We start from the raw sequence: 25,188 nt of genomic DNA, 5'->3' as shown, positions 1-25,188 counted from the left end.
TGAAAATGCTATGACAAAGATTACTGCAATTATCCCTACTTTAAATGAAGAAATTCATATTGAAGAAGCTATTAAGTCTGTTAAATTTGCAGACGAAATTATAGTTATCGATTCTTTCAGCACAGATAAAACTTTAGAATTAGCAGAAAAGTATAATGTAAAAATCATCAAACGAAAGTTTGATGATTTTTCTTCTCAAAAGAATTTTGCTATTCAGCAAGCAAAAAATAATTGGATTTATATTTTAGACGCAGATGAAAGAGTGACACCAGAAGTTGAGGTCGAAATTTTAGAAGCTGTTAAGAGCCCTAAAAACTTTGTTGGATTTAATGTAAGAAGAACTTTTTATTTTTGCGGAAAAAGAGTTGATTATAGTGGTTTTCAGAGAGATAAAGTAGTTCGTTTATTTTTAAAAGAGCATTGTAAATATACAGGTTTAGTTCATGAAAGGATTATAACAAAAGGACAAATAGGTTTTTTTAAAAACAAAATTGATCATTTTTCGTATAGAAATTACGATCATTATATTTCTAAATTAAACCATTATGCAACAATAAGAGCTAAAGAATTACATAAAAAAGGAGATAAAGTAAATATTTATCATGTAATGATAAAACCGCCAGCACGTTTTTTTATTCACTACATAATTCGTCTTGGTTTTTTAGACGGTTTTACAGGTTTTTTAGTAGCTAAAACTCAGGCTTATGGTGTTTTAACTAGGTATATTAAGTTGTGGTTATTAAATAAAGGAATTGAAGAAAACTAATTGTTTTTGTAGAAAAAATAATTTCTAACACATCTATTTAGCTTGTAAGTAAAAAGTGTAATTATTTGCCAAAAAGGACGAATAAGTTCTCTAACTGCTTTTTTCCAAACAATCATGTTGTTTTGCTGAATTGTACTACCGCCCATTTTTTTATCAATACTTACAACATATTGTTTATTGGTAGAGTATAATGGCACTTTGTGCTTGTAAACATCTTGTTTCATTACATCTATTGGAGCATAATAATCACTTAAATTATCAGTAAGTTTTTTAGCGGCATTTTTGCCAATAATTTGACCTATCATTAAAACAGGAGGCATTAAAAATTTATTTAATAACTCAGTTTTTTCTAGAGAATAAAAACCTTTTTTTCCAGAAATGTCTATAAAATCATTAGTTGTAATTTGTGATAAAAGTGTTTCTAGGTCTTCAAAGAAATCTTTATGAATTTCTGCATCATCTTCTAAAACTATAGAAAAATCTTCTGGTTGTTTTGATAAAAAATCCCATAATTTAAAATGTGTTAAACAAATACCAATTTCTCCATCATTCGGAAAAGGAAAATGTGCTAAAATATTATGCTTACGTTTTTCACTTTTTAAGAATTTAGCGTCTAAATTTTTGCCATAAGTGGCAGAAATTCGTGTAACAGGAACCTTCAATTTTTTAAATTGATTTTCCATAAAGTCACGTCTATTAGTGCTTTTGTCTAAATTTATGTAATAAACTTTGTAAGACATCATAATTTTATCCAGCTTTTACAAGCAACTTCATTTTCTTTATTTACAAACCATTTTTTTGGAGCAATAATAGTTTTACTATTGTTAGTATTTAACCACGCGCCCCACCAAGAAAAACTACTATTTGCAGTAATATTATTTCTACATAAACTCATTAGATAGATATCTTCATGAGGTAAACATTTATGATCTATATAAGTAGCATTTTCAATTTTAAGATTGTTTTTAGTCCAAGTTATATCATCAGAAAAAACAAAAAAATGAATATCTTTAAATTTTTCGTTTATCAGTTTTATAGCTTTGTTGTAGTAACTTAAATCACATGTACCATGAACACTATTTGCTTTTTCATCAGAAATATAATCTCCTCTTCTAATATGTAAAGAACAAGAGTTTGAAGCTTTTTTTATTTCTTTTGAGTATAAAGTAGTAGAGATTGAATATTCTTGTTTAAGACTAAATTGTGCTAATAGAACTTCTCTTATTTCTGAAAAATATTTTTCTGTTTGAAAATAGCCTTTTACGTATTCGTTTTTTGTAAGATTTATAAATTGCTCATTAAACAATAAGCTTTTTTCTTTCCTAGATTTTTTTAAGCCTAGTTTAGATAAAAAAACAGAAAGTGGAGTAGCGGTTTCTAAATCAATATTAAACTTATCTAAATGATAACCACCGTGTAGTTTGTATTTTTTAAATTTAGAAATGTCAATTTTAACACTATAACCTTTTTGTTTTAGTGCTTTTGCATATGCATATTGAAACATTTGATTTCCAAGTCCGCCAACAATTCTAACAATAATCATTTTCTGCTTATTTTAATAAGAATATGGTATTTTTGTACTGGTTGTAAAAATACAATTAAATAGTTAAAACTTTAATTAATATTATCTTTTTGAAATTAGAATGTTATTAGAAATATCAACTACAAATACGTATTTAAAAGAAGAGAAAGTAATTTTATATCCTACAGATACGGTTTGGGGTTTAGGTTGCGATGCTTCTTGTTTTAACGCTGTGTCTAAAATTTATCAGCTTAAAAATAGAGAAGAAAGTAAGAGTTTAATTGTTTTGGTAAGTTCTATTCATATGCTTAAAAAGTATGTTACTGTACCTAAAAAAGTTTTAGAAGTTTTAAAACAAGTAAAGAAACCTACAACTATAATTTATAAGAACCCAAAAGGATTTGCAAAAAATACAATTGCAGATGATGGTACAATTGCGATAAGAATTGTACAAGATCCTTTTTGTAGAAAATTAATTAAAAGATTTGGAAAACCAATAGTTTCTACTTCGGCAAATATTAGTGGAAATGAAACACCAAAATCATTTAAAGAAATTAGTAAACCTATTTTAGAAGGTGTAGATTATATAGTAAATTTGCACAAAAATAAAATGAACACAAAATCATCAACTATTTTAAAGATTGATGGAAAAAATATTCAAGTTTTAAGAGCGTAATTTTATGCCACAAATTCACAAATAAAACTTTTTTAATAATGTCGAATATTGTATATAAAGATGAAAGTTACCAAATTGTTGGTGTTTTGTTTGAAGTATACAATAATTTAGGAAGTGGTTTTTCTGAAATTGTGTATAAAGATGCTATTGAATATGAATTTCAGCGTTTAGAAATTCCTTATTCGAGAGAAAAAGAATATTTTGTTAATTATAAGGATGTAATTTTACCTCACAAATTTTATGCGGATTTTGTGGTTTTTGATAAGATAATTTTAGAGCTAAAATGTGTAGAAAATTTTCATGATAAACATATTTCTCAATGCATTAATTATTTAAAAGTATCGAAATGTAAATTGTCTATTTTGGCAAATTTTAAAAAAGACTCTTTGGAATATAAAAGAGTTGTATTGTAACAATTAATAAAAATTAGTGAATTCGTGGCCAATAAAAAAACAAGTTTCAAAGAAGCAATTTCATCAGAAATTTTTAGTGTTATATCAAAAGCATCTCAACAATTACAAATAGACTCTTATGTAATAGGAGGTTTTGTTCGAGATTTTTTCTTAAAAAGAGGAACCGCAAAAGACATAGATGTTGTAGCTGTAGGTAGTGGAATTGAGCTTGCACAAAAGGTTGCTAAGTTGTTGCCTAATAAACCAAAAGTACAAGTTTTTAAAACTTACGGAACAGCAATGTTGCGCTATAAAGATGTAGAAATTGAGTTTGTTGGTGCAAGAAAAGAATCTTATACAGAAGATAGTAGAAATCCGGAAGTTTCTGAAGGAACATTACAAGACGATCAAAACAGGCGAGATTTTACAATTAATGCTTTAGCGTTAAGTTTAAATGAAGATAATTTTGGCGAATTATTAGATCCGTTTAACGGAATAGATGATTTAGAAAGTAAAATTATTAGAACTCCTTTAGATCCTGATATTACCTATTCTGATGATCCTTTAAGAATGATGCGTGCAATTCGTTTTGCAACTCAATTAAATTTTAAAATTGAGATAGCATCATTATCAGCTATTAATAAAAATGCACATCGCCTAAAAATAATTACTAGAGAAAGAATTGTTGATGAATTAAATAAAATTTTATCATCACCAAAACCATCAATAGGGTTTTTGTTATTAGAACAGACGGATTTATTGCATCAGATTCTTCCTGAATTAATAGATTTAAAAGGAGTAGAAGAAGTTGAAGGACAGAAACATAAAGATAATTTTTATCACTCATTAGAAGTGGTAGATAATATATCTGAAAACACCAATGATGTTTGGTTGCGTTGGGCGGCTTTATTACACGATATTGGTAAAGCTCCAACAAAAAGGTTTAGTAAAAAAGTAGGTTGGACTTTTCATAGTCATGAATTTGTTGGTTCTAAAATGGTGTATAAATTATTTAAGCGATTAAAAATGCCATTGAATAACAAAATGAAATTTGTTCAGAAAATGGTGCTTTTAAGTTCTAGACCAATTGTTTTAGCTTCAAAAGTAACCGATTCTGCAGTAAGACGTTTAGTTTTTGATGCTGGAGACGACATTAATTCTTTAATGACTTTATGTGAAGCAGATATTACTACTAAAAACCCAAAGAAATTTAAACGTTACCATAACAATTTCGAGCTTGTAAGAACTAAAATTAAAGAAGTAGAAGAGCGTGATAAAGTTAGAAATTTTCAACCACCTGTTACAGGAGAGGAAATTATGAAAGCTTTTAATATTAAACCTTGTAGAGAGATTGGGCAAATTAAAGAAGCAATTAAAGAAGCAATTTTAGAAGGAGAAATACCAAATGAACATGAAGCATGTTTTAATTTTATGATTAAAAAAGGTTTATCTTTAGGATTAAAACAAAGTTAAATGAACACGAATCTTGAAACTTGGCACAGTATAATTTTAAATCATGATAAAGCAAAACTATCAGAAATTTTAGCTGATGATGTTGTTTTTTATTCTCCTGTTGTACATACGCCACAGAAAGGGAAGAAAATAGTATTTATGTACTTATCTGCTGCTTTTGTGGTATTGTGTAATGATACTTTTAAATACGTAAGAGAAGTTGTTAATGAAACGGATACTTTTTTAGAGTTTGAGGTTGAAATTGATGGGATTCTTGTAAACGGAATTGATATGATTTCTTGGAATTCTGAAGGTAAAATTACAAGTTTTAAAGTGATGTTAAGACCGTTAAAAGCGGTGAATTTAGTTCATCAAAAAATGGGAGAATTGTTACTAAAATATCAACAAAACAAGTAGTTGCTACTTTCTTAATAACTTTTTACTACTTAAAACTATTTCTTAATTTGCGTTTTGTATATTTACAGCGAACATTCGCTAATTAATAATATACATTAAATGAAAATTAAAAAGGTACTCGTTGCAAATAGAGGTGAAATTGCTATAAGAATTTTTAGAGCCTGTACAGAAATAAATGTAAAAACAGTTGGAGTTTATACCTTCGAGGATAGATATTCTCTTCATAGGTATAAAGCAGACGAGTCTTACCAAATAGGTGAAAACAACGAGCCTTTAAAGCCTTATTTAAATATTAACGAGATTATAAGAGTAGCATTAGAAAGTGGTGTAGATGCTATTCATCCTGGTTATGGTTTTTTATCAGAAAATGCAAATTTAGCTCAGAAATGTGAGGATAATGGTCTTATTTTTGTAGGTCCTAAAGTTTCAGTTTTAAAGTCTTTAGGAGATAAGATTACTGCAAAAGAAGTTGCTGTTGCTAACAATATTCCAATTATAAAAAGCAATGAAAATCCTTTAAAAGATATTGAAACAGCTTTAATTGAAGCAGATAAGATTGGTTATCCTATTATGTTAAAAGCTGCTTCTGGAGGAGGAGGTAGAGGAATGCGTGTTATAAGAAAAGCAGAGGAGTTAAAAAGAGCCTTTAATGAAAGTAAACGAGAAGCTTTAAATGCTTTTGGTGATGATACCGTTTTTCTTGAAAAATTTGTAGAAAACCCTAAACACATAGAAATCCAAATAGTTGCCGATAATTATGGTAACACAGTCCATCTTTTTGAACGCGATTGCTCTGTGCAACGTCGTTATCAAAAAGTAATTGAATTTGCGCCTTCTTTCGATTTAAAGCAAGAAACAAAAGATGCACTTTATAAATACGCAATAGATATTTGTAAAGCGGTAGATTATAATAATATTGGAACTGTAGAGTTTTTAGTGGATGATGATGGTTCTATTTATTTTATAGAAGTAAATCCAAGAGTTCAAGTAGAACATACTGTTACCGAAGTAGTAACAAATATTGATTTAATAAAAACACAATTATTTATTGCTGGCGGTTACAAGTTAGCAGATCAACAAATAAAAATTCCAAATCAAGAAGCTGTTAAAGTCAATGGTTATGCATTGCAATGTAGAATTACTACAGAAGATCCTCAAAACGACTTTAAGCCAGATTATGGAGAAATTACAACTTATAGAAGTGCATCTGGGTTCGGTATCCGTTTAGATGCTGGTAGTGTTTATCAAGGTGCGGTTATCTCGCCATTTTTTGACTCGATGTTGGTAAAAGTAACTGCAAATAGTAGAACTTTAGATGGAGCTTGTAGAAAAGTAAGAAGAGCTTTAGCAGAATTTAGAATTAGAGGAGTAAAAACTAATATGCCTTTTTTAGATAATATTCTAAAGCATGATACTTTTAGGAAAGGAGAAGTTACAGTAAATTTTATTAAAGAAAATCCAGATTTATTTGATTTTAAAGCACCAAGAAATAGAGCAACTAAACTTGTTACTTATCTAGGAAATGTTATTGTAAATGGTAATTCAGATGTTAAAAAACTAGATCCAACAAAAACTTTTGTAAAACCTATTGTGCCTAAATTTGATGCAAACGCAAGTTTTCCGAAAGGAACAAAAGATTTATTAACAGAATTAGGTCCAGATAAGTTTTCTCAGTGGTTAAAAAATGAAAAGAAAGTTCATTTTACAGACACCACAATGCGTGATGCACATCAAAGTTTATTGGCAACCAGAATGCGAACGTATGATATGCTAAAAGTTGCTGAAGGGTATGCAAAAAATAATCCGAATATTTTTAGTATGGAAGTTTGGGGTGGCGCAACTTTTGATGTTTGTATGCGTTTTTTACAAGAAAATCCTTGGGAACGTCTAAAGTTATTAAGAAAATCGATGCCAAACGTATTGCTTCAAATGTTAATTAGAGGATCTAACGGAGTTGGTTACACTGCATATTCAGATAATTTAATAGAGAGTTTTGTTCAGCAATCTTGGGAAAATGGAGTTGATATATTTAGAATTTTTGATTCTCTAAACTGGATGAAATCTATTGCCCCTTGTATTGAGCATGTTCGTAATAAAACAGATGGTTTAGCAGAAGGGTCGATCTGTTATACAAACGATATTTTAGATCCAAAAAATAAAAAATACAACCTTAAATATTTCACCACTTTAGCAAAAGATATTGAAAACGCAGGTGCTCATATTTTAGCTATAAAAGACATGGCTGGTTTATTAAAACCGTATGCAGCATTCGAGTTGGTTTCAGCATTAAAACAAGAAGTAAATATTCCTATTCATTTACACACGCATGATACCTCATCAATTCAATCTGCAACCTATTTAAAAGCTATTGAAGCTGGTGTAGATGTAGTTGATGTTGCACTTGGAGGTTTGTCTGGATTAACATCACAACCTAATTTTAATTCGGTTGCAGAAATGATGAAATTCAACGAAAGAGAAAGCGATTTAAACATCGATTCTTTAAATGAATATTCTAATTATTGGGAAACTGTAAGAGAATATTATTATCCGTTTGAATCTGGTTTAAAAGCAGGTTCAGGAGAAGTTTTTAAGCATGAAATTCCTGGAGGTCAATATTCTAATTTAAAGCCACAAGCACAAGCTTTAGGGTTGGAAGATCGTTTTCATGAAATAACAAAAATGTATGGTGATGTTAATTTACTTTTTGGAGATATCGTAAAGGTAACTCCAAGTTCTAAAGTTGTTGGAGACATGGCACAATATCTTGTGAGTAACAATTTAACGATTCAGGATGTTTTAGAAAGAGGGGATACTATTTCTTTTCCGCAGTCTGTTGTAAGTTTCTTTAGAGGTGATTTAGGTCAGCCAGTTGGTGGATTTCCTAAAGATTTACAGAAATTGATTTTGAAAGATCAAAAACCTTATACAGATAGACCAAATGCACATATAGAACCATTAGATATTGAAGAAGAGTATAAAGCATTTAGACAAATATTTGAAAATGATTTAAGTAGACCTATTGATTTTACAGATTTCTTATCTTATAAATTATACCCAAAAGTTTTTACAGATGCTTACAATAATCATTTAAAGTATGATAGCTTAATAAACTTGCCAACTAAAAATTTCTTCTATGGAATGGAAAGAGGTGAGGAAATTATTGTAGAATTAGATAAGGGTAAAACATTGTTAATTACTTTAGCTTCTATTGGTAAGCCAAATAAAGACGGTATGGTAACTGTTTATTTTAAAGTAAACGGACAAGGTAGGTCTGTACAAATTAAAGATGAGTCTATAAAAATAGATAAAGTAGAACATGCAAAAGCAGATAAATCTAATGAAAAGGAAATTGGTGCTCCTTTACAAGGTATGTTGTCTACTATACTCGTAAAGAAAGGAGAAAAAGTAACTAAAAATCAACCATTGTTTATAATTGAGGCTATGAAAATGGAAACCACTATAACTGCAACAGAAGATGCAACTATAGAGAAGGTCGTTTTAAAGCCGGGAATTATGGTAAATTCAGAAGATTTAATAATTGAATTAAGCTAAAATTTAGTTAAAGAGATTGCATAGAAACGAGCTTAAAATACTCGCCTTTTTTGGCGAGTAGCTCTTCATGCTTTCCTTGTTCTACAATCTCACCTTTCTTCATTACTACAATACTATCTGCTTTTTGGATGGTAGATAATCTATGTGCAATTACTAAAGAGGTTCTATTTTGCATCATTTTTTCTAATGCAACTTGTACTAATTGTTCAGACTCTGTGTCAAGTGCTGAGGTGGCTTCGTCTAAAACCATTATTGGTGGATTCTTTAAAACTGCTCTAGCAATTGATAGTCTTTGTTTTTGACCTCCAGATAGAGTATTTCCACTATCTCCAATATTAGTTTCAAATTGTTCTGGTAAATCTTTTATAAATTCAAATGCATTAGCAATTTGTGAAGCTTCTTTTATTTCTAATTTAGTAGCATCTTCAGTTCCTAATTTTATATTGTTTTCAATAGTGTCGTTAAATAAGATAGATTCTTGTGTAACAATACCCATTAAATCGCGCAATGATTTTTTAGTAATATCTTTAATGTCTACTCCGTCAATTAAAATAGAACCTTTATTTACGTCGTAAAAACGAGTAATTAAATTAGCTAAAGTAGATTTTCCGCTTCCAGATTGCCCAACAAGAGCAACCGTTTGCCCTTTTTTTAGTTTCAAAGAAAAATCTTTTAAAACATATTCTTTTTTGTACTTAAATGAAATGTTTTTAAACTCTATTTCATCTTCAAATTCTTTTTTAACTAATGCATTCGGTTTGTTCTTAATACTATTTTCAGTATTTAAAACTTGCATAATTCTTTCTGCAGAAGCTTCTCCTTTTTGAATATTATAATAAGAGGTTGTAATTAATTTAATAGGGTTTAATACAGTATAAAACAATACAATATATCCCATGAATTCATCTGGTTGTAAAGGGCTAGTGTTAGATAATACTTCAGATCCTCCATACCATAAAATAGCAATAATTGTAGCAGATCCAAGAAATTCACTCATAGGTGAGGCTAGAGTTTGTCTATGGAAAACACTTGTCATTAAATTTCTAAATGTACTCGTTGATTTGTTAAATTTATGTTCAATTATTTTTTCAGAATTAAAACCTTTAATTACTCTTAAGCCTGTTAAAGTTTCTTCTATAAAAGATAAAAATGTACCAGTTTCTTTTTGAGCTTTTACAGAATTTGCTTTCAATTTCTTACTAATAGAAGAAATTATAAATCCAGAAACTGGTAATAAAATAAAAACAAACAAAGTTAACTTAACGCTCATAAATAGCATAATAGAAATAGCAATAACTACTGTAAGTGGTTCTCTAACTATAGTTTCTATAGAGGTTAGTATAGAAACTTCAACCTCTTGAACGTCAGCTGTCATGCGAGCAATTATGTCTCCTTTTCTTTTTTCAGTAAAGTATGATATAGGTAGTTCAACAATTTTTTTGTAAAGCTTATCACGTAAATCTTTTACAATTCCAGTTCTTAAAAATGTTATTACATAAGATGCTAAGTATCTAAAAAAATTCTTTAAGAAAAATAAAGAAATTGCAAGTAAGCAAATAAATAATAATGTGTTTATTGCGCCTTCTTTTTCAATTTTATTAGATATAAAAAAATAAAAACTTTCTTTTAAATAACTTCCAATTTTAGTTATTCCTGTATAAGTTGGTTCTTTAATAATTTTTTTATCAGTTCCAAATAGTATTCCTAAAACTGGTATAAATGCTAAAACTGATAAGACATTAAAAATTGCATAAAATATATTAAAGAGAATGTTTAGAAGTGTAAATTTTCTATATTTCTTTTCGTGCCTTAAAATGTCTTTGAAATGGTTCATTAATTCAATTTCAATTCTTTGATTATACGTTGAATTTTTGCATCTAAATTACTTTCAATTGCATCAGAATTTTTAGTAGAATCTAGAAGGGAGTTTACACTAAAATAAAATTTTATTTTAGGTTCTGTTCCGCTTGGTCTGGCTGCAATTCTTGTTCCATTAGCAGTTTGGTATATTAATACATTAGATTTTGGTAAATCGATGTTTGTTATCTCACCAGTAATTAAGTTTTTCTTTGTTGATGCGTCGTAATCACAAAGTGATTCTATCTTTTCGCCATCAATTTCTGTTAATGGATTGTTACGCATGTTACTTAACATTTGCTGAATTTCTGCAGCTCCATCCATTCCTTTTTTAGTTATAGAAATTAAATGTTCTTTGTAAAATTTATTTTTTACATAAATGTTTAGTAATTCTTCATAAAAAGAACTTCCATTTTGTTTAGCGTAAGCAGCAACTTCGCAAGCTAAAAGTGTTGCAGTTACTGCATCTTTATCACGTACAAAATCTCCAACCATGTAGCCAAAACTTTCTTCGCCACCACCAATAAACTCTTGTTCTGGAAAATCTCGAACCATTTTAGCGATCCATTTAAACCCTGTTAAGCCTACTTTTGTTTGAACATTATAAGTGTTTGCTACATCATTTACTAATTCAGTAGAAACTATAGTAGAACCTACAAATTGTTTGCCATTTAATTTACCTTCTTCTTTCCATTTTTTTAATAAGAAATCAGTCATAACAACCATTGTTTGATTTCCGTTCATCAATTTCATTTTTCCATCAGTATCTCTTACTGCAACACCTAAACGATCACAATCAGGATCTGTACCAATAACGATATCTGCACCAATTTTATTAGCTAGGTTGGTAGCCATTTCCAATGCTTCAGGTTCTTCTGGATTTGGAGATTTTACTGTTGGAAAATCTCCATTTGGAACTCTTTGTTCTTCAACAATATGTACATCTGTGTATCCTGCTTCTGCTAATGCATTTGGAACAGACACAATAGATGTTCCGTGAAGTGAGGTAAAAACAATTTTTAAATTGTTTCTATCAATTTTATCTGACAAAGATCCGTTTTTTACAGACTCAGTAATAAAAACATCATCAACATCTTTTCCTATGATTTCTATTAAATCCTCATTAGCTTCAAATTTGATTTCAGAAAAATCTAACGAATTTACATTACCAATAATACCGCCATCATGAGGAGGCACTATTTGACCACCATCTGCCCAATAAACTTTGTATCCATTGTATTCTGGTGGATTGTGTGAAGCTGTTAAAACAATACCCGCATCACAACCTAAATGACGTACTGCAAAAGATAACTCTGGAGTTGCTCTTAAATCTTCAAAAAGATAAACTTTAATATTGTTTGCAGAAAAGATGTCTGCAACAATTTTGGCAAATTTTTTACTATTATGTCTACAATCGAAAGCGATAACAACTTTTAATTGCTCTTTTTTTACATTTTCTAATAAGTAATTAGATAAACCTTGTGTAGCTCTACCTAAAGTGTATTTATTAATTCTATTTGTTCCTGCACCCATAATTCCTCGCATTCCACCAGTACCAAATTCCATATCTTTATAGAATCTGTCTGCTAAATCACTAGGATTGTTTTTGATTAAATCGTTAATCTCTGTTTGAGTTTCAGTATCAAAAGTTGATGTTAGCCATTGTTTTGCTTTGTCTAAAATATCTTTCATAGAATTAAAAATTGAATTATTTAATAGGAAACAAATATACTGTTTAGAAATTGAGTTTTTCTTTTATGGTATAGTGTTTTTCGTTACTTTTTGTTTTTATTATTAGTTCTCCAATAAAACCAGCTAAAAATAATAAAGTTCCTAAAATCATAGAGGTTAATGCAATATAAAACCAAGGATTATCAGTTACTAAAATAGTTTTAGTATTATTATAAACTTTATAAAGCTTGTAGGCTCCAATGTAAAAAGCACTTGTTGTTCCAAATAGAAACATCAATGTTCCCCAGAGACCAAAAAAGTGCATAGGTCTTTTACCAAATTTAGAGAGAAAAGAAATAGTTATTAAATCTAAGAAACCATTTACAAAACGATCCATTCCAAACTTTGTTTCACCGTATTTTCTAGCTTGGTGTTTTACCACCATTTCATCAATTTTAGTATAACCTTCATTTTTTGCTAATACAGGAATGTATCTATGCATTTCTCCACTAACTTTTACAGCTTTAATTACTTCGTTTTTATAAGCTTTTAAACCGCAATTAAAATCGTGTAATTTAAGTCCAGAAGTTTTTCTTGCTGCTGCATTAAAAAGTTTAGAAGGGATGTTTTTGGTGATTACGTTATCGTAACGTTTCTTTTTCCAGCCAGAAATTAAATCGAAATCTTTATCGATAATTAATTTGTATAACTCAGGAATTTCATCTGGATTATCTTGTAAGTCTGCATCCATGGTAATTACAACATTACCAAGCGCCAATTCGAAACCAGCGTCTAGTGCTTGAGATTTTCCGTAATTTTTTTAAACCGAATTCCTTTTACAGCTTTGTTTTTTGTTGATAATTGCTCGATAACATTCCATGAATTGTCTGTGCTACCATCATCAATAAAAATAATTTCATATAAATAACGATTGGATTGCATAACTTTTGCAATCCAATCGTGTAATTCTTGTAAAGATTCATCTTCGTTAAGAAGTGGTATTACTACCGAAATATCCATATTTTCTAGTTGTAAAGTTACAAGTTGTAAAGTTAAAAAAGTATTGTAGATACTTTCTTACTTTTTACTTTAAAAACGTTAAAACTAAAATTAATAAGTTTCTTCTTCAGATTTTTTCATGATTGCTGCTATAATTGCAGAAAAAACAAACCCAATAAATGCAGAAAATGCTAACATCATTGCCGCAGAAATAGCTGGTGTTTGAAATTTTTCTGTCATAGCAACTGAAGCTTCAACTTGTTCGTCTGTTAAACCTCCATCAATCCAAGCTTGTTTTTGAAACTCTAATGCTTGTTGCTGAAAATCTGGTTCTATAAAGTTCATAAATATCATAATATAAAGAACAGTAATTACAGCACTAATCATTGTTATTCCCATTCCTATTTTAACTCCTTGTCCCCAAGAGATAAAACCACCATTATTTAATTTATAAGTTTTAATACCCATAACTATAAAAATAATCATAGCTATTAAGCTAATAATACTATTTACCCAGTTTAATTCTAATAAGCTACCTGTTGCATATAATGCTAAGTGACAAATTATACCAATAAGACCTAGGTAAAGACCGTTGTTTAAAATAATACTTTTACTGTTTACTTGGTTTTCCATTGTTTAATGATTTAGTTAGTTTTACAAATATATTAATTTCATTTTGATAGTTTTTATTTTTCTCAGTTTTAGAAAACTTACAAAACATATTATTAGTACTCAGTTAGTTAAAAATGTTACATAAAATTTTATATTTTTTTAATTGTTATAATAAAAATCTGTTGTAAATTTGCAGCGGCAAGTCCTACACAACTAGCTCCCTTTGAATCCCCCAGGGTGGGAACACAGCAAGGGTATTAGGTTGTAGCAGTGTGATGTAGGTAGCTTGCCATTTTTTATGCCCTAAAGTTTCGTTCTGAAAAAGGGTTTCTTTCATTTTAACTTTTTAACTTTACTGCTTTCATATTTTTAAAATTTACTTATGTCTAAAGTTATACTAGTAACTGGTGCTTCATCAGGAATAGGAAAATCTATTGCTACTTTTTTACAGGAAAAAGGATACACTGTTTTTGGAACAAGTAGAAATCCAAAAAATCAAGAAAATTTTTCTTTTGAATTAATTGCACTTGATGTATTAAAAGTAGATACAATACGTAAGGCTGTAGATTACATTGTAAAAAAAGAAGGAAGACTAGATGTGTTAATAAATAATGCTGGTATGGGAATTACTGGCCCAATTGAAGACACACCAACAGACGAAATGAGAGCTGTGTTTAATACAAATCTTTTTGGAGCAGTAGATGTAATGAAGACTGTATTACCTCAAATGAGGAAACAAAATTCTGGATTTATACTTAATGTAACTTCTATTGCAGGTTACATGGGGTTGCCTTTTAGAGGATTGTATTCTGCGACAAAAGGTGCTTTAGAGTTAGTAACAGAAGCCACAAGTATGGAGGTTAAAAGTTTTGGTATAAAGGTTGTAAATGTTGCTCCAGGAGATTTTGCTACAAATATTGCAGCAGGTAGATATCATACACCAGTTTTTGAAAACTCTGCCTATAAAGAAATGTATCAATCAAATTTAGATTTGATGGATTCTCATGTAAGTGGTGGTATGGATCCTATAGAAATGGCTAAAACGGTTTATAAAATTATAAATACAAATAACCCTAAAATTCATTACAAAGTTGGTGGATTTATGGAGAAATTCTCAATTGTTTTAAAACGTATTTTGCCAGACAAAATGTATCAAAAAATATTAATGAATCATTATAAACTTTAGTCTACGTTTATATTTTGATTAGGAGTTGGGTTTAAGTAAGTATCTAAAACTTCAACAGAACAATTGTCTGTGTTAAAACTAAACTTAATCCAACCAAAATACTGATTTCCATTTAAAGTTAAACTAACTACAAAATAATCTTCTGAATTATTTTTTAATTTGCTTCTGTAGGTAAGGTTGTTGTTTAAAAAGTAATTATATTTTTGATATGGAGCATCAAATTCATAAAATACATCTAAAGCTTTTTTAACGCCATTAAAATATTGTTTAGTGTCTTCGGAAGAAAATGGAGTTTCAAAAAGAACGATATAAGGGCTCGAGTTCCTTTTAGGAGATAGGATAAAATTTATATCATTGTTACTAGAGATTAAGTGAAAAGTATATTCAGTATATGCGGGTTTACTGCCATAATTTCTAATCTCTGTATAGCTTAAATTAAAATCGATATTTCCATCATTATTCATATCAATTTCGATAGGTAATTTATCTAAATAACATTCAGAAAATAGTTTAAAATTAGTAGGTTCTTCAATATAGTCATTACTTGAGAATTCTAACCAAAATTTTCTAGTATAAAATTGTCCATTATGTGGATCTTTGTAGGTTACATCTCCAGACAGTTTTTTATCTTCATCCCAATCTTGTATAGAAAAATCATAAATCTCCATTTCTGTTATAGCAGAAACATCAACTAGTTTTCCGTCATAATATTTATAGGCGTAGTCTAACTCTAAACAATTGTTTATTTTCTTAAAAACAAAACTTAATCTTTCTGTTGCATTATCAAAACCAATTTCTTTAGTAAAGTTTATTTGAATTAAGGAACTGTTATAGTTGCCAATCCAATATACAGGATTTGTGTCACTTGGTATAGCAATAGCGTCATCTTCTGTAATGATAGTTGTAGCGTTAGAGCACTCAATTGTTTCATCAATTGTTTCATCAATTACTTCTACTATTTCATCTTGTTTTTCATTTTGTGATTCACAAGAAAAAAATAAGGCGAAAAATAAAATAAAAAGTATATTTCTAAAATACATTATATAATTTTCAACAAAAATATAATTTTGAAAAGTAAGAAAAAAATTAAGCGAGTTAAAAGATTCATTTTAAATGATTAACAATAATTTTTTATTATAAAAACTTGTTTAAAACTTATAGGTAAATACTTAAAAACTAAAACCTTTGTTGTTATATTTGTATCTTATGTATAACAACACAAATTATAACTTTATTTAAATGAAATTTTTCATAGACACTGCAAATTTAGAGCAAATTAAAGAAGCGCAAGCTTTAGGAATTTTAGATGGTGTAACTACAAATCCATCTTTAATGGCTAAAGAAGGTATAACTGGTGAAACTAATATTATTAACCATTACAAGGAAATTTGTGAGTTAGTAGAAGGAGATGTTTCTGCAGAAGTTATTTCTACAGATTTCGATGGTATGGTAAAAGAAGGTGAGGCTTTGGCTGCTTTAAATCCGCAAATTGTAGTAAAATTGCCAATGATAAAAGATGGTGTAAAAGCTTGTAAATACTTTTCTTCTAAAGGGATTAAAACAAATGTAACATTAGTGTTTTCAGCAGGCCAAGCTTTATTGGCAGCAAAAGCTGGTGCAACCTATGTTTCTCCTTTCATTGGTCGTTTAGACGATATTTCTACAGATGGGATGAATTTGATTGAAGAAATTCGTTTAATTTATGATAATTATGGTTTTGAGACTGAAATTTTAGCGGCTTCAGTTCGTCATACAATGCATATTATTAATTGCGCAAAATTAGGAGCCGATGTTATGACTGGGCCTTTAAGTGCAATAGAAGGTTTGTTAAAACACCCTTTAACAGATAGTGGTTTGGCTAAGTTTTTAGCAGATTATCAAAAAGGAAACTAGCCAACGCAGTTGATTTTTATATAATTAAAGTCAGAAAGTAGAAAAATATTTTACTTTCTGACTTTTTTGTCTTTATTAACTTTTTGACTTTGTAACTTTGCTACTTCGTAATTTATATTAATGTATCCAAAAAAAGAACTTGCACAACTTGTAATATCAGCCTGTATTCAATTTCAAATTGATACAGTTGTTATTTCTCCAGGTTCAAGAAATGCGCCTCTTACAATTGGTTTTTCTAATCATCCAGAAATAGAAACTTTAAGCGTAGTAGATGAAAGAAGTGCAGCTTTTTTTGCTTTAGGAATTGCACAACAGACACAGAAACCAGTTGCTGTTTTATGTTCTTCTGGTTCTGCTTTGTTAAATTATTATCCTGCAATTGCAGAAGCTTTTTATAGCAATATTCCTTTAGTTATAATTTCTGCTGATAGACCAAAACATTTAATAGATATTGGAGACGGACAAACAATTCGTCAAGAAAATGTTTTTGATAAACATATCTTGTTTTCTGCTAATTTAGTAGAAAATGAAAAATTTAAAACTCGTAACGCTCAATTAATTGGAGAAGCCTTACAAATTTCAGTTTCTCAACAAGGGCCAGTTCATATTAATGTTCCTTTTGATGAGCCACTTTATGAAACTGTAGAGAAATTGCAAGATTTTCATTTTCCTCATATTAGTATGAGTTCTTTAGATAACTCTCATATTAATTATAATGATTTAGCTAAAATTTGGAATACATCAGCAAAAAAAATGATTTTAGTGGGTGTAAATTATCCTAATCATAAATTACATCAATTAATGGATGTATTTGCAGATGATAAATCTGTTTTAATTTTAACAGAAACTACGTCTAATTTACATCATGAAAAAGCGATTGATTCTATAGATCAGTTAATATTTTCTTTAGACGACAATCAGTTTAAGGATTTAAAACCAGATGTGTTAATTACGTTTGGAGGTATGATTATTTCTAAAAAAATAAAACAATTTTTAAGGAAGTATCAACCAAAGCATCATTGGAATATTGACACAGAAAAAGCAACAAATACTTTTTTTTGTTTATCAGAATTTATACAAACAGCACCTAAAGATTTCTTTTTAAATTTTAATAATTCAGTTGAAGTTGTAGAAAGTGATTATCAACAAAAATGGTTGCAAATCCGTAATGAGAAACGTTTAAAACATGCTAAGTATTTGTTAAAGGCAAAACATTCAGATTTTAAGGTTTTTGAACAAGTTTTAGGGAGTATTCCTAAAAAGAGTCAGTTACAAATTAGTAACAGCTCAATTATTAGATATGCGCAATTATTTTCTATTGATATCTCTAACTCTGTATTTTGTAATAGAGGTACAAGCGGAATTGATGGTAGCACAAGTACCGCAATAGGAGCCGCTTTTGCAAGTAAAAATCAAACTATTTTTATTACTGGAGATATTAGTTTTTTCTACGACAGTAATGGTTTATGGAATTCAAATATTCCTAATAACTTTAGAATTATATTGATTAATAATTCTGGAGGAGGAATTTTTAAAATTATACCTGGGCCCAAATCTACAAATGCAATTAAATATTTTGAAACACCACATAGTTTAACTGCTGAACATTTGTGTAAAATGTATGGATTTCAGTATTTAAAAGCAGATTCTAAAGTAACAGTAAAAGAGCAATTAGTAGGGTTTTATAAAACATCAGAAAAACCAAAAATATTAGAAATTTTCACTCCAAGTGAAGAAAATGATTTAATTTTATCAGCATATTTTAAATATATACAATAATGGATTCACAAGAAGATTTATACGAAAGAGGAGGGCAATTACAAGACGGAGAAAATGATTCTCAAGATGAAAAAATGTACTTAAAAGAAGGTGATAAAGTGAGTTTAGTAATTGAAACAGAAACCGGTTTAGGTTATACTGTTTTAATTAATGAAGAGTTTGATGGTTTACTTTTTAGAAGCGAAGTTTTCCAAGACTTAGAAGAAAACATGGAAGTTACGGGTTATATAAAACAAATTCGTGAAGATGGTAAAATAGATGTTTCTCTTAGACCACAAGGTTTTAGAAATGTAATAGATTCTGATGTAGAAAAAGTACTTTCTAAGTTAAAAAATAGTAGAGAAGGTTTTTTGTTGTTAACAGATAAAAGTTCTCCAGATTCTATTCGTTTTCATATGAAAATGAGTAAAAAAGCATTTAAAAAGGCGGTTGGTAATTTATATAAACAAAAACTAATTGTAATAAAAGAAGATAGAATAGAGCTTTTGTAGGTTTTTTCAAAGTCTCAAAGTTGTGAGGCTTTTGAATTTAAAGATCTAAAGGCAAAAAAAAGATTAGAAATTATACTAATAATTTCTAATCTTTTTTTTGCTAAAAACTATTTTACTGCCCACCAATTCTTAAAATGTTTTCATAAAAAGCATCAGCATTTTTATCTGAAGGATCCATTTTTCCGTAACCAATTTTGTAATATTTTAAGGCTTTTTTAAACATTTTTCCAGATTCGTAATATCTACCAATATAATATTCACCTAATGGAGAAGAAGGGAATAGCTTTAATATCATTTTACCAAAATCTCTTAAACGATCTCCATTTTCTTTTTCAATAATAATGTTTTCTATAGCATAAATGTCTTTTTCTCTAATTCCTAAATCGCTACCAAATAAAAATTCGATTTCTAAATACTTGTTTTCTAAGTAAGAAATTGCATCAAGCGGAGTTAGTTCTTTTATGTTTTTTTCATATTCTTCTTTAGAAATGGAAGAGTATACTTCAAAAACTTTAGTTAGAGCTCTTGGTAAAGCTTCGCTAATTGCAGAAACGGAACTAGAGGTGTTAGTAATATCATTTATAATATTAAAATTTTTTATTTCTAAAAGAGATAATCCTTTTTGTACTTGATCTATTTTTACTTGTTTTTTTGATGAAAAGGAATCTGAATTATTTGTGTAAAAATAAAAAGTATTGTCTTCTTTCCCGAATCTATGTAATTGATATGAAATTAATTCTTCGCCTATAAAATCTGAAAAACTTGGGTTTAAACATATAAAAGAATTTATAAAAGCTGTTTTTTCTTGTAAAAAATGTGTAATTAAATTTGCAGAATATCCTTGCCCTATTAGTGTTATAAAAGGAGATGTTCTGTAATTGCTTTCTACGTAAAATAAAACTTCGTCTCTTATAAATTCATAAAAATTTTTAGCACTTCCTGTAAGTTTACCAGAATTTCTATCAAAAGAAATATCATTTCCTTTTGTATCTTCCATAGAAATACCAACTACAATTTGTTTTGGAGCTTTGTCTTTTTTTGAGAATAAAACTGCATTACCAACATATAAATCAAACATGTAATCTTCATCTAAAACAATAGCAAGAGGATAATTCTTGATGCTATCTTTTTCATATCCTTGCGGAATATAAATTTTAATATCTCTAGTTGTTTCTAAAATATCTGACTCTAATCCTTTTTGAATGGTTTTTTGTGAATAACTGAAGAAGTAAAAAAGAATAAATATTAATGTTAGTGAGTTCTTAATCATAAGCTAGAATGTTTATTTTTGCGAGGAATGATTTTTGTTCTGTCACAAGAACGTCTAAAATACAAAAATATGATACAACCTGAATGGAAAGTTGCCAAAGAATATGAAGATATTACATATAAGAAATGTAATGGTGTTGCAAGAATAGCATTTAATAGACCAAATGTTAGAAACGCATTTCGCCCTAAGACAACAAAGGAGTTATATGACGCTTTTTATGATGCAGGAGAAGACACTTCTATTGGTGTTGTTTTACTTTCTGCAGAAGGCCCAAGTACAAAAGATGGTGTGTATTCTTTTTGTTCTGGAGGCGATCAAAAAGCAAGAGGACATCAAGGTTATGTAGGAGAAGATGGTTACCATAGATTAAACATCTTAGAAGTGCAACGTTTAATTAGGTTTATGCCAAAAGCTGTTATTGCTGTGGTTCCTGGTTGGGCAGTTGGTGGCGGACATAGTTTACATGTTGTTTGCGATTTAACGTTAGCATCAAAAGAACATGCTATTTTTAAACAAACAGATGCAGATGTTACTTCTTTTGATGGTGGTTATGGTTCTGCTTATTTGGCAAAAATGGTGGGTCAGAAAAAAGCACGTGAAATTTTCTTTTTAGGTAGAAATTATTCTGCTCAAGAAGCTTATGAAATGGGAATGGTAAATGCTGTTATTCCGCATAAAGAATTAGAAGATACTGCTTATGAATGGGCACAAGAAATTTTAGAAAAATCTCCAACTTCAATTAAAATGTTAAAATTTGCAATGAATTTAACAGATGATGGTATGGTTGGTCAACAGGTTTTTGCAGGTGAAGCAACAAGACTTGCTTATATGACCGATGAAGCAAAAGAAGGAAGAGATGCTTTTCTTGAAAAAAGAAAACCTAATTTTCCTAAAGTTTGGATACCATAAAACAGTTGGCAGTTGCTAAGTTGAGCGCAGTCGAAACTTAATTTTTAAATGACAAATTTTTCAATTTTGGAATAATAACAAATGAAATCACAAGTAGTATCTTTTTTAATAAAATGCCCAGATCAAAAAGGGCTGGTAGCAAAAATTACTAGTTTTTTTCACGAAAAAGGATTCAATATTTTAAGTTCTCAGCAATATGTAAATGCTATTGAAGATACTTATTTTATGAGAGTTCGTTTAAATGCAGACGGAACTAATATTTCTAAAGAAGTATTGGAAAACGAGTTTTTAGAATTAGCAACACCATTAAATATAGATTGGTCTGTAAATTATGGTGATAAAAAACAAAATGTAGCTATTATGGTATCTCATACAAGTCATAATTTATATGATTTGTTAGAGCGCTCAAAAGAAGGACGTTTAGATTGTAACGTAATAATGATTATTAGCAACCATAATAAATTAAGATATGTTGCAGATATGTTTAATATTCCTTTTTATCATTTGCCAATAACAAAAGAAACCAAACTAGAACAAGAAGCGCAGGTTAAAAAAATTGTAGATTGTAATGAGATAGATTTAATTGTTATGGCAAGATATATGCAAATTTTATCTGCCGATTTTATTAATTATTATCCAGAGAAAATAATTAATATTCATCATTCTTTCTTACCCGCTTTTCAAGGAGCAAATCCATATAAAAAGGCTTATGAAAGAGGTGTAAAGTTAATTGGTGCAACTGCGCATTATGCTACAGTAGATTTAGATGAAGGTCCAATTATAGAGCAAGATGTAAAACCAGTAACTCACGAAAGTACGCCAACCACTTTAAAAAGAATTGGAGCAGATATAGAGCAATTAGTATTGGCAAGAGCAGTAAAATGCCATTTAAACCATCAAATAATAGTTTCTGGAAATAGAGCAATTGTTTTTCCGGAAGCAGGAGAGTAATTTTTAAGTAACAGTTATAAGTTTTCAATTTTTGAATCATTTAATTTTTCAATAAATAAAAATGAAAATAATTTGTATTGGGCGCAATTACGCAAAACATATAGAAGAATTAGCGAATGAAAGACCAGAGAATCCTGTTGTTTTTTTAAAGCCAGATTCTGCAATTTTACCAAGAAAGAATCCATTTTTTATTCCTCCATTTTCTAATGATGTTCATTATGAAGTTGAGGTTTTAGTAAAAATTAATAAAGTTGGTAAACATATAGATGCAAAATTTGCACATAAGTATTATGACGAAGTTGGTTTAGGAATCGATCTTACAGCAAGAGATGTACAAGCCAAATGCAAAGAAAAAGGTTTGCCTTGGGAAAAAGCGAAAGCTTTTGATGGAAGTGCAGTTGTTGGGGAATTTTATCCGAAGGAACAATTCGATTTAAATAATTTAAAATTTCAATTGTATAAGAATGATGAAATTGTTCAAGATGGAAATACAAATGAAATGTTGTGGACTACAGATGAATTAATTTCTTATGTTTCTCAATATTTTACCTTAAAAAAAGGAGATATTATTTTTACAGGAACACCAGCAGGAGTTGGTAAAGTTTTAGAAAATGATGTTTTAAAAGGAGTTATTGAAGGTAGAGAGGTATTTAATATTAGAGTAAAGTAAATCAGTAAAAAGTTTTTAAAGTTAAAAAGTAGAAAGTTTCAGACTTAACTTTTAAACTTTATAAACGTTACAACTTTGTAACTTATAAAATATGAAAGCAGAAATTATAACAATAGGAGATGAGATTTTAATTGGTCAAATTGTGGATACAAATTCTCAATGGATTGGAACCGAATTAAATAAAATTGGAGTTTCTGTATATCAGATTTCATCTATTCAAGATGATAAGCAACATATATTAAATGCATTAAAAGAAGCGCAAGAAAGAGTAGATATTGTTATTGTTACTGGTGGATTAGGTCCTACAAAAGATGATATTACAAAACATACAATTGCAGAATATTTTAATGATACTTTAGAGTTAAATGAAGATGTAGTTAATCATGTAAAAACGTTATTTTTAAAATATAACATCCCATTTGGCGAATTAAATAGGTTGCAAGGTTTAATGCCAACTAAAGCAACGTATTTAAAAAATTATTTAGGAACAGCTCCTGGAATGTGGTTTTATGAAAACGAAACAGTCTTTGTGTCATTACCAGGTGTGCCAAATGAAATGAAAGGTTTAATGACAGGTAAAGTGTTGCCTAAAATTCAGCAACAATTTAAATTACCGTTTATTATTCATAAAACGATTATGACTTATGGAATGGGAGAAAGTTCTTTAGCAGAGAGAATAGAAGATTTCGAAAATAGTTTACCTCCATTTATTAAGTTAGCATATTTGCCAAATTATGGAAAAGTGCGTTTAAGGTTATCTGCTAAAGGAGACAATAAGAAACTTTTACAAGAAACTTTACAAGATAAAATTTCTGAGTTATATAAAATTATTCCAGAAATTATTACTGGAATTGATGATGGAGGAAATATTGAACAAACTGTTGGAGAGTTGCTAGCAAAAAAAGGAAAAACAATTTGTACTGCAGAAAGTTTAACAGGAGGGAAAATCGCAAGTACTTTAGTCTCTATTTCTGGCTCTTCAGCTTATTATAAAGGAAGTTTTGTAACTTATTCTGTAGAAACAAAAATTAATTTATTAAATGTTTCAAAACAAACAATAGAAGATCATTCTGTTGTAAGTAAGGAAGTTGCACTAGAAATGGCAATAAATGCTAAAGATAAGTTGCAAACAAACTATGCAATTGCAGTAACTGGAAACGCAGGACCAACCACAGATGATAATGACAAGAGTGTTGGAGTTGTTTTTATTGCGTTAGCTACTGATAACGAGTTTTTTGTGGAGGAATTTAATTTTGGAAAACCACGAGGAAGAGTCATTGATAAAACGGTAAATAAGGCCTTAGAAATTCTTCAAAAAGAAATATTAAAAAATTAATAAAATTGTTTTGTTCACAATTAGAATTATTTGTAGATTTGCACCTCGTTTAGAGATAACACTATAAATACCGTCGAGAAGATGTCTAGAATTTGTGAATTAACAGGAAAAAAAGCAATGGTTGGGAACAATGTTTCTCATGCTATGAATAGAACCAAAAGGAAGTTTGATGCTAATCTTATGACTAAGCGTTTTTTCATCCCAGAAGAAGATAAATGGATTACATTAAAAGTATCTGCATCTGCTTTAAAAAATATTAATAAGAAAGGAATTTCTGCAGTAATAAAAGAAGCAAGAGCTAACGGATTTTTAACTAAATAAGCTCAAGCGATTTAAAATTTTATACAGATGGCAAAAAAAGGAAACAGAGTTCAGGTAATTTTAGAATGTACAGAGCATAAAGCTTCAGGAGAAAGAGGTACTTCTAGATATATTACAACTAAGAACAAAAAGAACACTCCAGATAGAATGGAAATTAAAAAATTCAATCCTATCTTAAAGAAAATGACTGTTCACAAAGAAATTAAATAATAAATATATCTAGAACTCAGAACAGAGCATATAGATAAAAAATCATACACAATGGCAAAGAAAACAGTAGCATCTTTACAAACTTCTTCTAAAAGATTAAGTAAAGCTATAAAAATGGTAAGATCTCCAAAAACAGGAGCATACATGTTTGTAGAATCAATTATGGATCCTTCTAAAGTAAATGACTTTTTAGCTAAAAAGTAATTACTTATAGACAATATATTTAAACTACTTTCTTATTTTAGAAAGTAGTTTT

Annotated in this window: 24 protein-coding genes, 1 other RNA gene and 1 pseudogene; 18 read left to right on the top strand and 8 right to left on the bottom strand. The window is 29.0% G+C overall.

The window, feature by feature from the left end; all coding sequences use genetic code 11:
• Nucleotides 1–10 precede the first annotated feature (10 nt).
• Complete coding sequence (locus tag N5A56_RS00755; RefSeq protein ID WP_265724231.1) at nucleotides 11–766, top strand: glycosyltransferase family 2 protein; 756 nt, start codon at nucleotides 11–13, stop codon at nucleotides 764–766.
• Here N5A56_RS00755 and N5A56_RS00750 read toward each other — a convergent pair.
• Together N5A56_RS00750 and N5A56_RS00745 are read right to left on the bottom strand one after the other, a co-directional pair.
• Nucleotides 763–1,509, bottom strand: coding sequence for a glycosyltransferase family 25 protein (locus tag N5A56_RS00750; RefSeq protein ID WP_265724232.1), 747 nt, complete (start codon nucleotides 1,507–1,509; stop codon nucleotides 763–765). The two genes, N5A56_RS00755 and N5A56_RS00750, sit on opposite strands and share 4 nt — an antisense overlap.
• Nucleotides 1,506–2,309 carry an alpha-1,2-fucosyltransferase gene (locus N5A56_RS00745; RefSeq protein WP_274270126.1) on the bottom strand — a complete coding sequence of 268 codons (804 nt, stop codon included), beginning with the start codon at nucleotides 2,307–2,309 and terminating at the stop codon, nucleotides 1,506–1,508. The genes N5A56_RS00750 and N5A56_RS00745 overlap by 4 nt, the downstream gene beginning before the upstream one ends.
• A gap of 100 nt (nucleotides 2,310–2,409) precedes the next feature.
• Between N5A56_RS00745 and N5A56_RS00740 the strand changes: the two genes are divergently transcribed.
• The 5 genes from N5A56_RS00740 (at nucleotide 2,410) to N5A56_RS00720 (ending at nucleotide 8,777) form a co-directional block, all read left to right on the top strand.
• Nucleotides 2,410–2,964, top strand: a complete 555-nt coding sequence (locus tag N5A56_RS00740; RefSeq protein WP_274270125.1) for an L-threonylcarbamoyladenylate synthase — start codon at nucleotides 2,410–2,412, stop codon at nucleotides 2,962–2,964.
• Nucleotides 2,965–3,002: 38 nt separating this feature from the next.
• On the top strand, nucleotides 3,003–3,377 hold the full coding sequence (locus N5A56_RS00735) for a GxxExxY protein (protein WP_265724235.1): 375 nt from the start codon (nucleotides 3,003–3,005) through the stop codon (nucleotides 3,375–3,377).
• 24 nt (nucleotides 3,378–3,401) lie between these two features.
• Complete coding sequence (locus tag N5A56_RS00730; RefSeq protein WP_265724236.1) at nucleotides 3,402–4,829, top strand: CCA tRNA nucleotidyltransferase; 1,428 nt, start codon at nucleotides 3,402–3,404, stop codon at nucleotides 4,827–4,829.
• Nucleotides 4,830–5,225 (top strand): hypothetical protein, encoded by a 396-nt coding sequence (locus N5A56_RS00725; RefSeq protein WP_265724237.1) that lies wholly within the window; start codon nucleotides 4,830–4,832, stop codon nucleotides 5,223–5,225.
• A gap of 99 nt (nucleotides 5,226–5,324) precedes the next feature.
• Complete coding sequence (locus tag N5A56_RS00720) at nucleotides 5,325–8,777, top strand: pyruvate carboxylase (protein ID WP_265724238.1); 3,453 nt, start codon at nucleotides 5,325–5,327, stop codon at nucleotides 8,775–8,777.
• Nucleotides 8,778–8,784: 7 nt separating this feature from the next.
• Here the strand turns inward: N5A56_RS00720 and N5A56_RS00715 are convergent, their stop codons facing one another.
• From N5A56_RS00715 to N5A56_RS00700, 4 genes and pseudogenes are all read right to left on the bottom strand, one after another.
• A complete protein-coding gene (locus N5A56_RS00715; RefSeq protein ID WP_265724239.1) occupies nucleotides 8,785–10,611 on the bottom strand; it encodes an ABC transporter ATP-binding protein in 1,827 nt (608 codons plus the stop codon).
• On the bottom strand, nucleotides 10,611–12,326 hold the full coding sequence (locus tag N5A56_RS00710) for a phospho-sugar mutase (protein ID WP_265724240.1): 1,716 nt from the start codon (nucleotides 12,324–12,326) through the stop codon (nucleotides 10,611–10,613). Before N5A56_RS00710 ends, N5A56_RS00715 begins: the two co-directional genes overlap by 1 nt.
• 43 nt (nucleotides 12,327–12,369) lie before the next feature.
• A pseudogene (locus N5A56_RS00705) lies at nucleotides 12,370–13,325 on the bottom strand (glycosyltransferase family 2 protein).
• Between the two features lie 90 nt (nucleotides 13,326–13,415).
• Complete coding sequence (locus N5A56_RS00700) at nucleotides 13,416–13,937, bottom strand: DUF4199 domain-containing protein (protein ID WP_265724241.1); 522 nt, start codon at nucleotides 13,935–13,937, stop codon at nucleotides 13,416–13,418.
• Between the two features lie 175 nt (nucleotides 13,938–14,112).
• On the opposite strand from N5A56_RS00700, the gene ffs reads away from it, so the two are divergent.
• An RNA gene (gene ffs / locus N5A56_RS00695) (signal recognition particle sRNA small type) lies at nucleotides 14,113–14,211 on the top strand.
• 87 nt (nucleotides 14,212–14,298) lie between these two features.
• Entirely contained in the window at nucleotides 14,299–15,102 is an 804-nt protein-coding gene (locus N5A56_RS00690; protein ID WP_265724242.1) for an SDR family oxidoreductase, read from the top strand.
• On the opposite strand, the gene N5A56_RS00685 is transcribed toward N5A56_RS00690, so the two are convergent.
• On the bottom strand, nucleotides 15,099–16,142 hold the full coding sequence (locus N5A56_RS00685) for a hypothetical protein (protein ID WP_265724243.1): 1,044 nt from the start codon (nucleotides 16,140–16,142) through the stop codon (nucleotides 15,099–15,101). The genes N5A56_RS00690 and N5A56_RS00685 overlap by 4 nt on opposite strands.
• Nucleotides 16,143–16,341: 199 nt before the next feature.
• Between N5A56_RS00685 and fsa the strand changes: the two genes are divergently transcribed.
• The 3 genes from fsa (at nucleotide 16,342) to N5A56_RS00670 (ending at nucleotide 19,265) form a co-directional block, all read left to right on the top strand.
• Nucleotides 16,342–16,995, top strand: coding sequence for a fructose-6-phosphate aldolase (gene fsa / locus N5A56_RS00680; protein WP_265724244.1), 654 nt, complete (start codon nucleotides 16,342–16,344; stop codon nucleotides 16,993–16,995).
• 120 nt (nucleotides 16,996–17,115) lie between these two features.
• Nucleotides 17,116–18,774: a 2-succinyl-5-enolpyruvyl-6-hydroxy-3-cyclohexene-1-carboxylic-acid synthase gene (gene menD / locus N5A56_RS00675; protein ID WP_265724245.1), complete on the top strand. Its 1,659-nt coding sequence runs from the start codon at nucleotides 17,116–17,118 to the stop codon at nucleotides 18,772–18,774.
• Complete coding sequence (locus tag N5A56_RS00670; protein WP_265724246.1) at nucleotides 18,774–19,265, top strand: S1 RNA-binding domain-containing protein; 492 nt, start codon at nucleotides 18,774–18,776, stop codon at nucleotides 19,263–19,265. Before menD ends, N5A56_RS00670 begins: the two co-directional genes overlap by 1 nt.
• 112 nt (nucleotides 19,266–19,377) lie before the next feature.
• On the opposite strand, the gene N5A56_RS00665 is transcribed toward N5A56_RS00670, so the two are convergent.
• Nucleotides 19,378–20,535 carry an alpha/beta hydrolase-fold protein gene (locus N5A56_RS00665; RefSeq protein WP_265724247.1) on the bottom strand — a complete coding sequence of 386 codons (1,158 nt, stop codon included), beginning with the start codon at nucleotides 20,533–20,535 and terminating at the stop codon, nucleotides 19,378–19,380.
• Nucleotides 20,536–20,604: 69 nt separating this feature from the next.
• Between N5A56_RS00665 and N5A56_RS00660 the strand changes: the two genes are divergently transcribed.
• The 7 genes from N5A56_RS00660 (at nucleotide 20,605) to N5A56_RS00630 (ending at nucleotide 25,136) form a co-directional block, all read left to right on the top strand.
• Nucleotides 20,605–21,444, top strand: a complete 840-nt coding sequence (locus N5A56_RS00660; RefSeq protein WP_265724248.1) for a 1,4-dihydroxy-2-naphthoyl-CoA synthase — start codon at nucleotides 20,605–20,607, stop codon at nucleotides 21,442–21,444.
• An 81-nt stretch (nucleotides 21,445–21,525) separates the two neighbouring features.
• The gene (purU, locus tag N5A56_RS00655; RefSeq protein WP_265724249.1) at nucleotides 21,526–22,395 is read left to right on the top strand and encodes a formyltetrahydrofolate deformylase; all 870 of its coding nucleotides are present in this window, start codon (nucleotides 21,526–21,528) and stop codon (nucleotides 22,393–22,395) included.
• 61 nt (nucleotides 22,396–22,456) lie between these two features.
• Nucleotides 22,457–23,065, top strand: a complete 609-nt coding sequence (locus N5A56_RS00650) for a fumarylacetoacetate hydrolase family protein (protein ID WP_265724250.1) — start codon at nucleotides 22,457–22,459, stop codon at nucleotides 23,063–23,065.
• A gap of 91 nt (nucleotides 23,066–23,156) precedes the next feature.
• On the top strand, nucleotides 23,157–24,401 hold the full coding sequence (locus N5A56_RS00645; RefSeq protein WP_265724251.1) for a competence/damage-inducible protein A: 1,245 nt from the start codon (nucleotides 23,157–23,159) through the stop codon (nucleotides 24,399–24,401).
• 81 nt (nucleotides 24,402–24,482) lie between these two features.
• Entirely contained in the window at nucleotides 24,483–24,722 is a 240-nt protein-coding gene (gene rpmB, locus N5A56_RS00640) for a 50S ribosomal protein L28 (protein ID WP_265724252.1), read from the top strand.
• A 27-nt stretch (nucleotides 24,723–24,749) separates the two neighbouring features.
• Nucleotides 24,750–24,932, top strand: coding sequence for a 50S ribosomal protein L33 (rpmG, locus tag N5A56_RS00635; RefSeq protein WP_026775116.1), 183 nt, complete (start codon nucleotides 24,750–24,752; stop codon nucleotides 24,930–24,932).
• Nucleotides 24,933–24,983: 51 nt separating this feature from the next.
• The gene (locus N5A56_RS00630) at nucleotides 24,984–25,136 is read left to right on the top strand and encodes a DUF4295 domain-containing protein (protein ID WP_265724253.1); all 153 of its coding nucleotides are present in this window, start codon (nucleotides 24,984–24,986) and stop codon (nucleotides 25,134–25,136) included.
• Nucleotides 25,137–25,188: the final 52 nt, after the last annotated feature.

This window comes from Polaribacter ponticola, from assembly GCF_026191475.2.
Taxonomy (GTDB): domain Bacteria; phylum Bacteroidota; class Bacteroidia; order Flavobacteriales; family Flavobacteriaceae; genus Polaribacter; species Polaribacter ponticola.
Note: the sequence above shows the minus strand (reverse complement) of the source record. Positions and strands in the feature narration are given on the sequence as shown.

Excerpts from the sequence above, each read along its gene's own strand:
- N5A56_RS00645 (WP_265724251.1), top strand. The coding sequence starts at position 23,157 with ATGAAAGCAGAAATTATAACAATAGGAGATGAGATTTTAATTGGTCAA.
- N5A56_RS00690 (WP_265724242.1), top strand. The coding sequence starts at position 14,299 with ATGTCTAAAGTTATACTAGTAACTGGTGCTTCATCAGGAATAGGAAAA.
- N5A56_RS00725 (WP_265724237.1), top strand. The coding sequence starts at position 4,830 with ATGAACACGAATCTTGAAACTTGGCACAGTATAATTTTAAATCATGAT.
- rpmB (WP_265724252.1), top strand. The coding sequence starts at position 24,483 with ATGTCTAGAATTTGTGAATTAACAGGAAAAAAAGCAATGGTTGGGAAC.
- N5A56_RS00720 (WP_265724238.1), top strand. The coding sequence starts at position 5,325 with ATGAAAATTAAAAAGGTACTCGTTGCAAATAGAGGTGAAATTGCTATA.
- rpmG (WP_026775116.1), top strand. The coding sequence starts at position 24,750 with ATGGCAAAAAAAGGAAACAGAGTTCAGGTAATTTTAGAATGTACAGAG.
- N5A56_RS00710 (WP_265724240.1), bottom strand. The coding sequence starts at position 12,326 with ATGAAAGATATTTTAGACAAAGCAAAACAATGGCTAACATCAACTTTT.
- N5A56_RS00735 (WP_265724235.1), top strand. The coding sequence starts at position 3,003 with ATGTCGAATATTGTATATAAAGATGAAAGTTACCAAATTGTTGGTGTT.
- purU (WP_265724249.1), top strand. The coding sequence starts at position 21,526 with ATGAAATCACAAGTAGTATCTTTTTTAATAAAATGCCCAGATCAAAAA.
- N5A56_RS00750 (WP_265724232.1), bottom strand. The coding sequence starts at position 1,509 with ATGATGTCTTACAAAGTTTATTACATAAATTTAGACAAAAGCACTAAT.
- N5A56_RS00700 (WP_265724241.1), bottom strand. The coding sequence starts at position 13,937 with ATGGAAAACCAAGTAAACAGTAAAAGTATTATTTTAAACAACGGTCTT.
- menD (WP_265724245.1), top strand. The coding sequence starts at position 17,116 with ATGTATCCAAAAAAAGAACTTGCACAACTTGTAATATCAGCCTGTATT.
- N5A56_RS00670 (WP_265724246.1), top strand. The coding sequence starts at position 18,774 with ATGGATTCACAAGAAGATTTATACGAAAGAGGAGGGCAATTACAAGAC.
- N5A56_RS00630 (WP_265724253.1), top strand. The coding sequence starts at position 24,984 with ATGGCAAAGAAAACAGTAGCATCTTTACAAACTTCTTCTAAAAGATTA.
- N5A56_RS00660 (WP_265724248.1), top strand. The coding sequence starts at position 20,605 with ATGATACAACCTGAATGGAAAGTTGCCAAAGAATATGAAGATATTACA.
- N5A56_RS00745 (WP_274270126.1), bottom strand. The coding sequence starts at position 2,309 with ATGATTATTGTTAGAATTGTTGGCGGACTTGGAAATCAAATGTTTCAA.
- fsa (WP_265724244.1), top strand. The coding sequence starts at position 16,342 with ATGAAATTTTTCATAGACACTGCAAATTTAGAGCAAATTAAAGAAGCG.
- N5A56_RS00650 (WP_265724250.1), top strand. The coding sequence starts at position 22,457 with ATGAAAATAATTTGTATTGGGCGCAATTACGCAAAACATATAGAAGAA.
- N5A56_RS00755 (WP_265724231.1), top strand. The coding sequence starts at position 11 with ATGACAAAGATTACTGCAATTATCCCTACTTTAAATGAAGAAATTCAT.
- N5A56_RS00740 (WP_274270125.1), top strand. The coding sequence starts at position 2,410 with ATGTTATTAGAAATATCAACTACAAATACGTATTTAAAAGAAGAGAAA.
- N5A56_RS00715 (WP_265724239.1), bottom strand. The coding sequence starts at position 10,611 with ATGAACCATTTCAAAGACATTTTAAGGCACGAAAAGAAATATAGAAAA.
- N5A56_RS00685 (WP_265724243.1), bottom strand. The coding sequence starts at position 16,142 with ATGTATTTTAGAAATATACTTTTTATTTTATTTTTCGCCTTATTTTTT.
- N5A56_RS00665 (WP_265724247.1), bottom strand. The coding sequence starts at position 20,535 with ATGATTAAGAACTCACTAACATTAATATTTATTCTTTTTTACTTCTTC.